This is a genomic window from Rheinheimera texasensis DSM 17496 (assembly GCF_000711985.1).
GTDB lineage: Bacteria > Pseudomonadota > Gammaproteobacteria > Enterobacterales > Alteromonadaceae > Pararheinheimera > Pararheinheimera texasensis.
Genome location: NZ_KL544005.1, coordinates 1,171,805 through 1,186,768 on the forward strand (window position 1 = coordinate 1,171,805; position 14,964 = coordinate 1,186,768).

The 14,964-nt window shown below is 52.9% G+C and carries 11 protein-coding genes; 3 read left to right on the top strand and 8 right to left on the bottom strand.

Annotation, left to right across the window (positions count from 1 at the left end; translation table 11 throughout):
• Nucleotides 1-52: 52 nt before the first annotated feature.
• A complete protein-coding gene (locus Q399_RS0115750) occupies nucleotides 53-1,882 on the bottom strand; it encodes a M4 family metallopeptidase (protein WP_084164415.1) in 1,830 nt (609 codons plus the stop codon).
• A 236-nt stretch (nucleotides 1,883-2,118) separates the two neighbouring features.
• Between Q399_RS0115750 and Q399_RS0115755 the strand changes: the two genes are divergently transcribed.
• The gene (locus Q399_RS0115755; RefSeq protein ID WP_031570033.1) at nucleotides 2,119-2,745 is read left to right on the top strand and encodes a trimeric intracellular cation channel family protein; all 627 of its coding nucleotides are present in this window, start codon (nucleotides 2,119-2,121) and stop codon (nucleotides 2,743-2,745) included.
• Nucleotides 2,746-2,811: 66 nt separating this feature from the next.
• Here the strand turns inward: Q399_RS0115755 and Q399_RS0115760 are convergent, their stop codons facing one another.
• Nucleotides 2,812-3,555, bottom strand: coding sequence for a TerC family protein (locus tag Q399_RS0115760; RefSeq protein ID WP_031570034.1), 744 nt, complete (start codon nucleotides 3,553-3,555; stop codon nucleotides 2,812-2,814).
• A 191-nt stretch (nucleotides 3,556-3,746) separates the two neighbouring features.
• On the opposite strand from Q399_RS0115760, the gene Q399_RS0115765 reads away from it, so the two are divergent.
• On the top strand, nucleotides 3,747-5,084 hold the full coding sequence (locus tag Q399_RS0115765; RefSeq protein ID WP_031570036.1) for an amidohydrolase: 1,338 nt from the start codon (nucleotides 3,747-3,749) through the stop codon (nucleotides 5,082-5,084).
• On the opposite strand, the gene Q399_RS0115770 is transcribed toward Q399_RS0115765, so the two are convergent.
• The 6 genes from Q399_RS0115770 to Q399_RS0115795 form a co-directional block, all read right to left on the bottom strand.
• Complete coding sequence (locus Q399_RS0115770) at nucleotides 5,081-5,839, bottom strand: substrate-binding periplasmic protein (protein ID WP_031570037.1); 759 nt, start codon at nucleotides 5,837-5,839, stop codon at nucleotides 5,081-5,083. The two genes, Q399_RS0115765 and Q399_RS0115770, sit on opposite strands and share 4 nt — an antisense overlap.
• Nucleotides 5,840-5,858: 19 nt before the next feature.
• Nucleotides 5,859-7,598, bottom strand: a complete 1,740-nt coding sequence (locus tag Q399_RS0115775; protein ID WP_031570038.1) for a FimV/HubP family polar landmark protein — start codon at nucleotides 7,596-7,598, stop codon at nucleotides 5,859-5,861.
• Between the two features lie 147 nt (nucleotides 7,599-7,745).
• On the bottom strand, nucleotides 7,746-8,588 hold the full coding sequence (locus Q399_RS0115780; RefSeq protein WP_051686070.1) for an outer membrane lipoprotein-sorting protein: 843 nt from the start codon (nucleotides 8,586-8,588) through the stop codon (nucleotides 7,746-7,748).
• Between the two features lies 1 nt (nucleotide 8,589).
• A complete protein-coding gene (locus tag Q399_RS0115785; RefSeq protein WP_031570042.1) occupies nucleotides 8,590-10,905 on the bottom strand; it encodes an efflux RND transporter permease subunit in 2,316 nt (771 codons plus the stop codon).
• On the bottom strand, nucleotides 10,902-11,657 hold the full coding sequence (locus tag Q399_RS0115790) for a TetR/AcrR family transcriptional regulator (RefSeq protein WP_051686071.1): 756 nt from the start codon (nucleotides 11,655-11,657) through the stop codon (nucleotides 10,902-10,904). Before Q399_RS0115790 ends, Q399_RS0115785 begins: the two co-directional genes overlap by 4 nt.
• 119 nt (nucleotides 11,658-11,776) lie before the next feature.
• Nucleotides 11,777-13,246, bottom strand: a complete 1,470-nt coding sequence (locus tag Q399_RS0115795) for a TrkH family potassium uptake protein (protein ID WP_031570046.1) — start codon at nucleotides 13,244-13,246, stop codon at nucleotides 11,777-11,779.
• 171 nt (nucleotides 13,247-13,417) lie between these two features.
• Between Q399_RS0115795 and Q399_RS0115800 the strand changes: the two genes are divergently transcribed.
• Nucleotides 13,418-14,917 carry a YifB family Mg chelatase-like AAA ATPase gene (locus tag Q399_RS0115800; protein WP_031570047.1) on the top strand — a complete coding sequence of 500 codons (1,500 nt, stop codon included), beginning with the start codon at nucleotides 13,418-13,420 and terminating at the stop codon, nucleotides 14,915-14,917.
• Nucleotides 14,918-14,964: the final 47 nt, after the last annotated feature.

Here is a 14,964-nt window from a genome sequence, read left to right on the forward strand (position 1 = left end):
CCATTCAGGTAAAAAAGCCCGCAATGCGGGCTTGGTGTTTTATTGACTGCGGTTATTGATAAGACCAGTTCTGCGTCACGCCGCTGAAGCTGCTGTAAGCGCGTAAACCAACATGCCAGACACCCGCCTGCGGGTTATTGATCACACAACTTTCAGCATTGCCATTTTTGTATGGCCGGCACTGGTAGCTGCTGGTGGTCGGTTGACTGCCAAAACGAACATATAGGTCTGCATCACCAGTGCCGCCGCTGATTGTGACCGTCAGTTTGGTCATGCCGGCCGGGACCGTAATAGTATTGCGTGTCCAGTTGCCGGTAGTGGCAGCCAGATTGGTTAAGGTGCCGGAATTACCACCGGGTGGTGTTACAGTGCCACAATCTGCGGTCGTTACACCAACCGCTGAGAATGCCGCAGCAACATCGGCAGTGTTGTAGCCTTTGTCTTTGGTTGCCTTACAGACACCGTTGGCAGCTGACACAAAGGTTGCATTCGAAGTCCAATAGACCTGGTTGGCGACGGTGAATACTTCAAAGGCTTTGCGGGTATTCCAGCCGGATTTGTTGGCTAACAGGTAAAAGGCTTTGTTGAACACGCCGGAGCTGTGATGTACATCCATACCGCTGGTGTAGTTGCTGGCGTGACCGATAGAGCGACCGTCTTTGGTCGGGTCGTCCATATAACGTAAGGCGCCGGTGCTTTTGAAAATGTCAGCACCGACCTGCCAGTCGTTGCTGCCTTTCATAAAATATTCGGCAGCTTCACCGGCCATATCCGAGAATGCCTCGTTAATGCCACCGGATTGTGCGCTGTAGACCAGGCCGGAGTTAAACTCAGTGAAACCATGGCTGACTTCGTGCGCAGAGACATCCAGACTCACCAGCGGATAGAACCGGCTGGCGCCGTCACCGAAGGTCATTTGTGTGCCATCCCAGAAGGCATTTTCATAGTTGCTGCCATAATGCACACGCATTTTCAGCTTGGTGTTCAGCGGATTCACATTGAACCAGCTCTTATACATATTAAACACCACACCACCAAAATAATGCGCGTCATTCAGTGGTGAATAGGCGCCATTAATGGCTTTAAAGGTGTTATTCGGGCAAGTGAACTGGTGAATACTGCCACCAGACGTGGCGCCATTGAGGTTAATGGTATCAACATTGGCGTTGGTCATCCGGCAATTGGCATCAACATCCAGATAGCCGTAAGTTGTGCCGTACTGATATTGGCCGGTTTTGCTGTTGCCGCCAGGCCCGGTCGCATTGGCATGAGCGATGCCATCCCAGCTTTGCAGCACTTTACCGCTATTGGCGTCGATAATGCTGTAAGGCCGGCTCGGATGCTGGCCTTTTTGCGTCAGATAATGCGTGATGTAGACCAGCCGGGCCGTGTCGTTCTGATCCAGATAAACCCAGAGTTTGGCGTTGGCGCTTTGTGCACTCAGTTCGGCCTGCAGTGTGGTTTGCTCATCAACGGACAACGCCTGCAGACTTTCCCCGCCGCGGCTGGCCAAAATCGCCTGCTCCGGTGCCAGTGCCGGGCGCGCGTCCGGTAAATCGTCTTCGATCCCGGTCACCACAGTGCCGCTGATATCGCTGTATTGACCATTGGCGTTAATCGCCGCCACGTTGTGGCCCCAAACCGGAATGCCACGGAATTGTTGTTGATAACGACTTTTCAGTTTGCCGTCGAAGCGTTTGATTTGTTGCAGTGCTTTAAAGCTCATCGTGTCAGCACTGCGATCGCTTTGCGTGCCGTCCAGACTACTCAGCGCCTGACCATTTAGCAGATTGGCAGCCGGGACAACCTGGGCAGCTTGCAATGGCGCGCAGAATGCCAGGGTCACGGCGATGGCCAATGGGCTCAGATGTGGTAATTTCATGAGGTTTCCTCTTAGATTTTTTTATCAATAATGTTCCTGAATACCGCGCTGATACAGAGCGGCCCAGCTAACATAGACAAGAAAAACCCCTTAAAATTAACATCATATCAATATCAGTAATTTATTAAGTTCTTATCAACCCCGTCACATCATGCTGTCACCAAACTAGTTTTCACCAGCGCTGTTTCCCCGGCAAAACTGGGATAAGATGATGGTTTTTCTGGCGGGATCTGCGAATGGAACAGCTTTTTCACTGGTTTGATTTAATGGGCATCGGTGTGTTTGCCATCGCCGGCACACTGGCCGCCTGGCGCAAACAAATGGACGGCTTTGGAGTCATAGTGCTCGCGACGGTCACCGCGATTGGCGGCGGCACTCTTCGCGATCTGATTTTGGACGTACCGGTCATTTGGCTCAGTGACAACAGCTATTTCTACGCCATTTTTGGCGCCACCGCGCTGACCATTCTGTTGGTGCGCAAACGTCTGACGATTCCAAACAATGCGCTGCAAATCGCCGACGCTATAGGTCTGGCATTTTTTGTCGTGATGGGCGCGCAGAAAGCGCTGGCATATGGCACCTCAGATTTTGTCGCCATCATGATGGGTACTATGAGTGGGGTCTGCGGAGGCATGATCCGCGATGTACTGTGCCGGGAGATCCCGCTGGTGTTTCGTGGTGAGCTCTATGCTGTCACCTGTATTTTTGGCGGCCTGGTTTATACCCAGTTACTGAATTTGCAGGTTGCTGCGTTGCCGGCAATGCTGGCCGGCATGCTCGCCTGTCTGCTGTTGCGGCTTGCCGCTATTCGCTGGCATCTGACTATTCCGGTATTTGGCCGCAGTGGCCAGATAGGTAAATAACCTGTCTTGCAGTAGCAAAAAGCCCGCAGCAGCGGGCTTTTTTCATAGAAGCAGAGAGATGCCTTGTTACGGCAAATCTTTGTGCAGCTGCACCGGGTTCGATTTCTTACGCAGGCGGATATTAATCATCTCAACACAGCACGAGAACGCCATCGCGAAGTAGATGTAACCTTTTGGTACATGTACATCAAAGCCTTCAATCATCAAAGTGACGCCGACCAAAATCAGGAACGACAGTGCCAGAATTTTAATAGTTGGATGGGCGTCAACAAAATCACCGATAGGCTTGGCGGCAAACATCATCACGCCGACCGCGGCAATAATCGCAATCGCCATAATTTCGATATTATTGACCAGGCCAACTGCGGTGATCACTGAATCTAACGAGAACACGATGTCGAGGATCATAATCTGGATCAGCACCATCATCAGGCTGTTGGCCACCACTTTGGGCGCGCCCGGCTCTTCATCAGCACCTTCCAGACTATGGTGGATTTCCTGCGTGGATTTCGCTAACAGGAACAGACCACCGCCAATCAGAATTACGTCACGACCGGAGATATCATTGCCAAGCACCGTAAACCAGGTTTCGGTTAGACCCATCACCCAGGAGATCGAGAACAACAGCGCCAGCCGGGCAAACATCGCGAGGCCTAAACCCAAACGACGAGCAAAAGCACGTTGCTTTTCCGGCAACCGGCCAACCAGAATTGATAAAAAGATAATATTATCAATACCTAATACGATTTCTAATGCGGCAAGCGTGCCCAGTGCAATCCAGGCCTCCGGACTTGCAATCCACTCAAACATATCGATCTCACAAGTTAAGCTAAAAACTGCCGGCTAGTTTACTTGCGAAGCTCTACGCTGCCAATGAAAACGTGGCTTAGCCGCAAGCGAGCCTTGCTGCGGTGAACGTCAGCAGCAACAGGTTAAAGACCACGACGCTGCAGTTGCCGCTCTGTTATGCTGGATTTTTCAACAGTTTCAGGAACAACTGGATGCGCACCTTTTCTCTCACTTTGCTCAGTACCGCTTTGTATGCTGTGTCAGCGCAGGCTGCTGTGGATGCAAAAACTGCATTACCGCAATCAGTAGCCAGTGATTATCAACAACATCTGGGCGCCTTATTTACCCACTTTCACCAGAACCCGGAACTGTCGCATATGGAGGTCAACACTGCCGCGCGGCTGGCGAAAGAACTCAAAGCGGCCGGTTTTGAGGTTCACACCGGCATCGGCAAAACCGGTGTGGTTGCCATCCTGAAAAATGGCCCGGGGCCATTAGTGATGATGCGCGCTGATATGGACGGCCTGCCGGTTGAAGAAAAATCTGGCTTGCCGTACGCCTCCAAAGTGAAAACCAAAGATTGGGACGGCCACGATGTCTCCGTGATGCACGCCTGTGGCCATGACGTGCATATCACCAGCCTGGTTGGCACGGCCCGACAAATGGCGGCGCGGAAAAAAGACTGGTCCGGCACCCTGATGTTAATCGGGCAGCCGGCAGAAGAGCGCAGTGGCGGCGCTTTGGGCATGGTGCAGGATGGTTTGTATCAGAAATTCGGTAAACCGGATTATGCGCTGGCATTCCATGTATCCAGTGAAATTGAAGCAGGTAAGTTGGTCGCTGTAGAAGGCTCGCCTTATTCCGGTGTCGACAGCGTCGATATTATTATTCACGGTGTTGGTGCCCATGGCGCCAGCCCGCATCGCGGTAAAGATCCGATAGTGCTTGGCGCGCAGATTGTGTTGGCTTTGCAAACCATTATCAGCCGGGAATTGCCGCCGAAAGAGCCGGGTGTTATCACTGTTGGTTCCTTTCAGTCCGGCACCAAACACAACATCATCTCAGACCAAGCCGTGCTGCAGCTGACGGTGCGCAACGACAATATGGAAACGCGCGATCAGCTGATTGCGGCTATTAAGCGGGTCGCGGTGAATATGGGACGGGTCGCAGGCCTGCCGGAAGACAAACTGCCGGAGGTGATAGTACGCGATGGCACCACACCACCGACCGTCAATGACATTCCGCTGACGCAGCGCCTCAAAGCCACCTGGACCAAGCATATGGGTGCGGATATTTTTGATCAGAATTACAAACGGCTCGGCATGGGTGCAGAAGACTTTCCGTTCCTGACGACAGACCCATACATCCCCAGTGTGTACTTTGCCGTCGGCGGCACACCGGCTGCGGCTTTTGCCGCGGAGAAAAATGGTGGGCCTGCCGTGCCGAGCCATCACAGCCCGTTATTTAAAATCGAACCTGAACCTGCAGTTCGTACCGGCGTGGAAGCGACAGTGCGGGCTCTGACTGATTTGCTACAGGCACCGCGCTAGTTCGTTGTCGTTTTGAGCTGTTCTTTGTGTTCCAGCAGCTGATATTTGTCTTTCAGCTGCTGGATAGCGCGCTGCTGTTGGCGCAAAAAGCGGTTAAATTCAATGATAAGCCCAGGTTGATTCACACTGGATAACAAAAACGGCAACTCAGAGAAGGGCAAAGTGTCAGCCGCCACCAGCGCACCCGGCTGGCCAATCCGGCGCAGGTATTCATTGGCGACATTCAGTTCAATCGACGCACCATGCACCCGCCCTCTGAGCACCAACCCCAAAGCGGACGCACTGTCTGCGACATCCACCATGCGAAATTTGTAGCGCTTTTGCAACTCCAGCCAGCGATGCGGCGCAAAACCGTGGATCACAGCCAGGGAGCGGAACTTTTCCAGCGGCATTTGCTGGTTTTGCGGTAACACTATTGTGCTGCCTAAGGTGTAAATCACCGGGTCACTAAAAGTCTTCGGATATTCCGCCACCATGTACTGTTGCCAGGCCGGATTGTCCGGATAAACCAAATCTATTCCGCTGTTGGCTTCCTGATACAGGCGTTTGACTGGTAATGCTGAAAAGCGGATTTGATAACCGGCGGTTTTGCCAAATAACTGCATCAAATCGTAGAAGAAGCCACGCTGCTGGCCGCTGCTGAAATCGAAATGCGGGTAATAATCGATTTGTTCGATACCGACCACAATGGAGCGGGGTTCAGCTTTGGCAAGCGCAGACCAACACAACAACACTGCTGCCAGCCAAACTTTCATACGACATACTCCGGAATTGTCAGAAATAATAATCAAAGCCTAACTGAATATAATCATCCTGTCTGAACCACCAGGTCGGCTGTTGCAAAGACATGGTTTGAAAAAACCAGGCATCCAGCCGCAAGCGCAGATTGTTACTGAAACGCATAGAGGCTTCAAGCATGCCGCTTCGGGTGCCACCATTTTGTAAATCCTGTGCGATGCCAAATAATAGCTCGCTGCCGGCTTCATCATTCAGTGCTACGCGCACGCCGGCAAACAGATCGCGTTGCCCCGGAACCGGCGCAAACTGCCCGCGGTTGTCGTATTGATATTCTAGCAACCAGCCAAGGTCCACCGCCGAATCAAACACACCAACATTGGTGTATTCAAAACCGGCCACCGCGGCGGTGAAATTGTCGATATCGCTGCTGCGACGAATAGCTTCAAGCTTCCAGATCCAGCTGTCGACAATCCACTGGCCTTCCAGCCCCCACTGCTGCATTTGTTCGTAATAGGGTACCACCGCACTACCCTGACCCACCGGCATAAACCGCGGGTCCCGGTTAGTGCCGGTAAAATACGACAGCGCCAGGTCGATTTGGTCGATTTGTTGGCTGTAACGCAGCGCCAGATCTACATGCTGCTGTTCGCGCGACGACTGATACACAGCGTCATCGACTAACACCGGCAATGGCAGCCGCAAACGGCCTTGTTCGCCGCTTAAGGTACGCTCCCGAAAATATGGCAGCACAAAACTTTGCAGATTGCCCCAGTCACCGCTCAGGTTGAGTTGCAGCAGCGGCTGGCCCAGTTTCGATTCACCATCGACCGCATCCACCCAGTCAGTCTGGTTGATGATATCCACCAGATGGATCGACTCGGTCACACCCCAGAAAATTTTGTCGACGCCGGCTTTAAACTCCCAGCCATCGCCTACGCTCAGCCAATAAGCCTGACGCAAATCAACCAGATTGCGTTCACTATCGCGTTGATCCCAGCGCAGGTACGGACTGACTGTCCAGCTGCTGCGCTCATCTTCGGATTGCCAGTACCATTCGACCAACGCGCTGCCGCTTAATGCACTGCGGCTTTGGCCCTGTAAGCCGCGCTTGGCGAACCAGCGCCAGTCCAGCCCTAAAGTGGTATCAGTTTGCAAACGTTCAGTCCAGTCACTGCGGGGTTCACGCGTGAGCACTGCCGGCGCTTCAGCGATGTCCGGGGCAGATGGTTCTGGTGGCAAAGGCGCCAGTGGCGCTGATGCCGCCGAAACGGGGGCCGCTTCGGCCACGGCGGCAGGTGTTTCTGCCGGCGCAGCTAACAGCACAGGCACGGCTTTACTTTGTTGCTGCACTTGCCGGGCTAAAGCCGCAGTGGCCTGCGACGACAAACCACCGGTTTTACGCACTGCAACAGCGCCCTGCGCAGTGCCGCCCGACGTTTGCCGGGTGGCAACCCATTGCCGCCAGGCCACGGCATCCGCTTCAACTTTTTGTTCGGCACTGAGCGCATCCACGGCAGCAATTTCAGCGGCGGTTGGTAGCTCCAGCACAGCACCCAGTTTGACGTGATGCACGTTGTTACCAATAAAAGCAGTCGGATTTTTCTGTTGCAAAGCAACAATGGCCTGATACATCGAATACGGTGCATCGCCACGGGCGGCGCGGGCCAGACTCCATAAAGTCTCATTGCCGGTGACAGGCCCGATGGTTGCGGCGTGCGAGGGAGTGACAGCAGCCAAAGCTGCAGCACATAACACCCAACAGATATTTAATTGCATGATTCGGTTCCGGGATCTGACACTGCCTACGTCTCAAAGCTGCTTTCAGCATGGCTGAAAGCCAGATTTTTACCAACTGGACAGCACGGCGAAACAACAAACTCAGCAAATCTCGGGCCAGACCGCAGATTTGCTGAGTGACTGAGCTTAACGGCTGCGTTGCAGGGCATTGGTGTCAAAATCAGCATCGGTACGACCTTTGCCAAACTCAATGTCGCGCACGAGTAAATCGGTACTTTTGCCGGTTTGATGATTGGTCATCTGCAGTTTCAGCGGCCGCCAGTATTTATTCAGATACTGCTTGTAGTCACTCATCACCAGAGTTTTTAACAGTGCATTTTTTCGGTCATAGAATTCGATTTTGCGCGCGCGATACTCAGCCTGATCAATCCACACCACACTTTTGCTGTAGCCAGAAAATTCGTCGAGCGGCACCTGCTCCACCACAAACACCGCTTCGCCGTTTAGCTGCTCATCACGCAGCCAGGTAAATTTGAATTTCTCCAGTTCAAACGAACTTAAGTCTTCATAGGCAAATTCGCTGGCCATAAATGGGCCGGATTTATTGCGCGACGCAATACGTTTGACCCGCTTCACCGAAGGCAGATACAGCCATTGGTCGTCCGGTTTACCGGTGTGCGAGTGGTTCAGAAACGCGGTACCGCGTACATCTTTTGGTTCATCAAAAATGGTCAGGCCTTTGTCGCCGTCGTTGGCGACTTCCAGACTGATGCTGCGGATCTCGCGGGTACTTTCTTCGCCTTGGGCATTGCGCAGCACCATAGTGGTTTTGGACTCGCTGTCTTTCCAGCCCTCGTCACGTTTTTTACGTTCAGTGGCGATTTGCAGCCCCTTGCCGCCATCGTCGGCCAGCACAGGCATGCTGAACAAACCAGTGGTTAACCAACTGGCACACAACAAGCCGGACAACAGCTTTATCCAGCTGTTTCGAACCTGCGGGCGATGACAGATCAGCAAATGAGTATTCATATCAGACTCCGTTCGGATGAGTGGCGGCAGGTGCCGGGGAATAGGCTTTGCGGTCCAGCTTCAGCAGCACCGCCGGTAAAAACAGGAAATCGACAATCAGCGCGATCAACAAAATGATGCCGGTGAGCAGACCCATATCAGAATTCAGCCGGAAATCTGACAACAGCAGTACCGAGAAGCCAATCACCAGTACCACAGTGGTCACGACCAAAGCCCAGCCCACACTATGAAAGGCGTACCGCACCGCATCTTCGGCATTTCGACCATCCTGTCTGGCGTGCTGATATTTAGCGAGAAAATGCACGGTATCGTCGACGATAATGCCGAGGCTCATCGAAGCAACCACCGACAAACCTAAGTTGATTTCGCCGGATAACAACTGCCAGACACCAAAACCCAGCAGGGCCGGTATCATATTCGGCAATAAACTGATAGTGCCCAGTTTCCAGGAGCGCAGGCTTAACACCAACAGAGCGGAAATCAACACAGCCGCCAGCGGCAGGCTTTGCATCATGCTGGCCATATTGCGCTCACCAATATGCGCAAACATCAGCGCAGTGCTCGATGCTTCAATCGAATATTGCGGATATTGCTGCCGGAACCAGGCAATAGTTTTGTCTTCAATCGCCGTCATTTCTTTACTGCCAAGGTTTTGCATCGTGATACCAACCTTGGTGGCACTTTTATCCATATCCAGCTGATTGCTTAAATCCAGACCAAAAGGTAACGACATTTCGTACATCAGCAGATATTGCGCCGCCAGCTCCTGACTTTCCGGCAGCCGGTAAAAGGCCGGGTCGTCACCATGCATACTCTTATTCAGCCGTTTATAAGTGTCGCTGATCCGGCTTACATGGGTCACTTCCGGTAAGGTCTGCAGATAATCGCCAAAAGCATCAATGGCGGCGATAAATGCCGGATCATTGACGCCAGATTCACCGCCGCTTTCGATGGCAAAATCCATCAGCGACACGCCACCTAGTTTTTCTTCCAGCAAATCAACGGCCTGACGATACTCCGTCTGAGTGGAAAAATATTTGACTGCCTCGTCATTCACGCGGTTTTGCAACGTCAGATAGCCGCCCGCCAGGGTCAGCAGCACAGTGCCAATTAAAATAGGCCCGGGCCGGCGGATGACAAATTCCGCTAAACGGTCCATACCACCAAAGGCTTTGGAATCGTGGCCTGCACTGATTGGCAATAACGCCAGTAACGCTGGCAACAACAGGATGGTTAATAACCAGGCCAGCATTACGCCCACGGCCACCATATTGCCGAAGTCACGCAGTATAGGCACTTCAGAGAAATTCAGTGTCAGGAAACCAACCGCCGTCGTCGCACTGGTAATAAACACCGGCATAGTATTTATCAACATGGCCTGGCGGATCGCATCAGGTTTGGACTGGCCTTGCCGCATCAAAAACTGACAGGAAGCTATCAGATGTACACTATCCGCTACCGCCAGCGTCATCACCAGGGTCGGCACATTCACCGTGGCGGTGCTGAGGAAAATGCCGGCCCAACCGGCCAGGCCGAGCGTAGAGCTGATGGTCAGAATAATAATAATCACCACAGCAAGCGCCGCGAGCGCAGAGCGCAGCATCAACGCCAACAATACAATGATAGTGACAAACATCAGCGGCACCAGAGCGCTGGCGTCATGCTGCGCTTCGGCGGTAAAGGCATTGTTCAGCGCTATCACGCCAGCCAGTTTAAAACTGACGGTCGGATGTTCTTTTGCCAACTGTTCGGTCAAAGCCGCCACCGAGGAATAGACGTCCGCGACTTCTTTATTCTGGTCTTTCTCCGGCAACTGCACCGTGATGTTCACTGCAGTCATGCCGCCGTCTGCCGATACCAACCGCTTCAGCAACGCCGGTTCATTAAGCACAACTTCTTTGATTTTACTGATTTTTTCTGCCGAAATATCCGCCACATCTAATAGCAAATCTTCGACAAGTAAGTCGTCTTCCTGCGCTTCAGTGTGCTGAAAATTAGTGATCGAATCAACGCGCAACGAATAAGGCGTTTGCCAGGCGGCGTCGGTAAGCTTTTTCACCACGGTCAACACTTCTGGCGTGAACACATCCCCCTCGGCCGGCAACACCGCCACCAGCATATTGTCGCTTTTATTAAACTGCGCCTGCATCCGCTCAAACGCCTGCATCTGTGGATTGTCGGCCGAGAAAAAAATCCGGAAATCACCGCGGAAATACAGATTTTTCGCGCCCCAGCTAAATAAAACTGTCACCAGCAAGACCAGGAACACCGCCAGCCAAGGCCTTTTTACAGAATTGTCTAACCAGGGATGATTCATGCGGGCTCCTGTGTTTGGTTCAACGTCGGGTGAATGAGGGGATCGGACATCAGCTGTTGACTGAAAATCAGGCCGATGCGGTGCCAACTGGCCTGATAATCCCAGTCTGCCGACAAAGGTAACCAGCCCATGCCATCAAACAATAAATTAATGCTCTGAATGTTGATCTGTCCCGCCTGCAGGCCAGCAAACAAACCTAACTGGCGCAGCGGCGCAAACAGCGCATTACAGCCAAAAGCCAGCGCCCAGTTGATAAAGGAATATTGCTCCACCGCAGCCCCGGCAGGCAAAGTTAAACTACCGTCCGCCAGCGCTGCTGACAGGACGGTCTGGCACATGGTCAATAATTCGGTTTCCAGCTGCTGACGGCGTAGTAGCCGCTCTGGTGAACTTTTTTCCATCACCCCCGGTGTGGCAGCGGTCAACAAACATAAAAACAAGGTCGGTTCGGCGGCGCTGAAACGATGATAAGCATAATGCAGAGCCAGCGCGCGTTCCCGGCTATGGCCGTTAAAGTTAAGTGCTAATTGGAAAAGATGTTGCAGCCGCTCTAATGAGTCGACGCTGAGGGCAGTCAGCACGTCTTCTTTGCTGCTGAAATGATTATATAAAGTGCCTTTGGACACGTCAGATAAAGCCGTCAGCCGGTCCATGGTCAGGCCGGCAAAACCGTCCTGCCGTAAAATCTGCTGCGCCAGCTTCAACAGCGCCTGCTCCCGGAGTTGCCGGGCCAGGCTACGCGAGTTTTGCATTGGCGGCTGGGGGAGCATTGGACGATACCGAAAAAAGTTGACGGATCGTCATTCTAGGTGAAAACCACCACAACGCAAGGTCAAAGCGGAAAAATCAACCGGAGGTCGGACCCATCGGTTCAGAAGCGCCAGTACATCGGCGTAAACAATAACAAGACCGTCAGAATCTCCAGCCGACCCAATAACATACCAAAGCTAATCAACCATTTGGCGCCATCGGGTAAACTGGCAAAAGTACCATCCGGGCCAATCACAGGGCCAAGCCCCGGGCCAACGTTACTGATCGCCGTCGCAGCGCCGGTCAGCGCCGTAACAAAATCCAGTTCGTACATTGATAAACCGAGCGCCAGCGCAGCAATAGAAGCGAAATAGATAAAACAAAACGCCAGTACTGAACCCAATAACTGGTCGTTTACCGGTTTGCTGCCATATTTCTGCACCCAGACTGCATTCGGATGTACCAATAATTTAAACTGCTTGATCAACAATAATCCGGCCAGCTGGGTGCGGAAAATCTTCAGGCCACCGGTAGTTGACCCTGAGCATCCCCCGGAAAAGGTTAAATAAAAGAACAGGATCAGCGCCAATCCACCCCAGGCCGCATAGTTTTCGCTGGCATAACCACAAGTCGTAATGATGGAAACCACGTTAAAAGTGGTGTGAGTCAATGCATCAAGCAAAGGCCGGTCATTATGATGGTGCTGATACAAGGTCAGTAAAATCACGCTAAAAGCGGTAATGGCTAAAAAGGCCCGGACCTGAGGGTCACGTAACAACAGCCATTTGTGACCTCGTACCGTGCCTACCAGTAGTACCAGCGGCAGCGCCGACAGCAGCATAAATAACGACGAAATCCACAGCAGCGCCGGTTTATCGTTAAAGTGGCCAAAAGATGCGTCGTAATTGGCAAAACCACCGGTGGCGACTGTCGTCATGCCATGGGTAATAGCATCAAAGCCATTCATGCCAAACAGATAAAACAGCGTCATACAGCTCGCCGACATGGTTAGATACACCACGCCAATCATCAGACTCAGACTGGAACTACGCGGCAGAATTTTTTCAGAAATATCCGAATTTTCGGTTTTAAATAACTTCATCCCACCGATTTTTAACGCCGGTAAAATGGCAATCGCCATCACGATAATACCAATGCCACCAATCCACTGCAGCACCGCGCGCCAGAACAGCAGGCCTCTTGGCATGTTATCCAGCCCTTTGAGCACTGTGGCTCCTGTGGTGGTGATCGCCGACACAGTTTCAAACACCGCGTCAACATAACTGAGCTGCGGCAGCACCAGCACAAAAGGCAAAGTGGCAAATAAACAAATCGATACCCAGCATAAGGTGGTCAGCAAAAACAGCTGGCGTTTCATCAGCACAAAGTCATGCCGGCCTTTGTAGACCAGGCTATAACCGACGCTGACCGTTAACAGGCTGCTGATGAGGTAACTCCAGAAACTCTGCTCATCGAAGTACACTGCGACACCAGCGGTCAGCAGCATAAACATCGACAAAATCACCAGCAGATATCCAATCACCCGGTAAAACAGATAACGACTTTTTGCAGTTTGTACTTCAATGCGCATGAGGGCCCGGGATTAATGCAGTCAGAAAATTGGATCAACACAAGATAGTTGAGTGTAGCGGCTTCTTGGCACAGAAGAAAGGCTGCCCGAATGGCCTGCCACAGTGAATTAGTTTGCATTTATTTAACATTGGGCTACATCTTTAGATCTGTGCAACAAGCAAGGACGCTGATGACACTGGCATTCATTCACAGCCGGGCGCGGCTCGGACTGCAGGCGCCGCCCGTGACTATCGAAGTACATTTGTCTAATGGCCTGCCCGGTTTTCAGCTGGTTGGGCTGGCGGAAACCACAGTGCGGGAAGCACGTGACCGGGTACGTAGCGCACTGTTGACCTGCGGCTTTGACTTTCCCGATCGCAAAATTATCGTCAATCTGGCACCGGCGGATTTACCCAAAGAAGGCGGCCGTTTTGATTTGCCTATCGCTATCGGCATTCTGGTAGCCAGTGGCCAACTCCCTGCCGCCGCAGTTGCTGACACTGAATTTTATGGCGAACTGGCATTATCAGGCGAGATCCGGCCTATCGTCGGCGAAATTCCGTTAGCGCTCGCAGCACAGCAGGCTGGCCGGGCTTTGCTGCTGCCGATGCAAAATGCCTGCGTTGCCCGGCAAGTGCCGGATGTACTGGTGCTGGGTGCCAGTCATCTGTTGCAGGTCCATAGCCATTTGCTGGCACAACAACCTTTACCGCCCATTCCGGCGCTGCCCGACACTGCCATTCCGTCGCCATTATGTTTGTCGGATGTCAAAGGCCAGCAGCACGCCAAAAGGGCGCTGGAAATCGCGGCCAGTGGATCACATAATTTATTGTTTTACGGTCCGCCCGGGACCGGAAAATCGATGCTGGCTCAGCGGCTGGCCGGTATCTTACCGCCACTGACGTTCCATGAAGCTTTAGAAAGCGCAGCGATTTATTCGATTGCGGCACTACCTCCCGCCGCTGATCTCCGCCGTCGACCATTCCGTCAGCCGCATCACACCAGCTCGGCGCCGGCGCTGGCAGGCGGCGGAACCATGCCCAAACCCGGCGAAATTTCCCTGGCGCACCACGGTGTATTATTTCTTGATGAATTGCCCGAATTTCAGCGCCATGTGCTGGACGCGCTGCGCGAACCACTGGAAACCGGGCTGGTACATATTTCCCGTGCCGGCCGTCAGGCTGAATTCCCGGCTCAGTTCCAGCTGGTCGCGGCGCTGAACCCAAGCCCCAGCGGCCATCATCTGGACGGCCGCGCCAGCAAAGCCGAGATTTTACGTTACCTCGCACGTATTTCCGGCCCGCTGACTGACCGCATTGACCTGCAGCTCGAAGTGCCCTTGTTACCAGCCGGCGTGCTGAGCCAACAGAGTAATGGCGAAACCAGCGAAATAGTCGCAAGCCGGGTGCTGGCCGGGCGGGAACGTCAGCTGGTGCGCCAGGGCAAACCCAATGCAAGGCTGAGTAGTAGTGAACTGGAACAATTTTGCCCGCTGCAAAGTGCCGACAGCGCTTTTCTGGAACAGGCGGTCTCGCAATTGCAGCTATCCAGCCGCAGTTTTCACAAATTATGGAAAGTGGCACGCACTATTGCCGATCTGGCTGGCGACCAAAAGATTGACCGGCCACATTTGCTGGAAGCGCTGAGTTACCGGGCTTTTGATAAGCTGCTGCGGTATTTACGCGACTAGCACATGTAGGGGTGCCACTACCCGCTTATCCCTGTTTATCCCGCTGC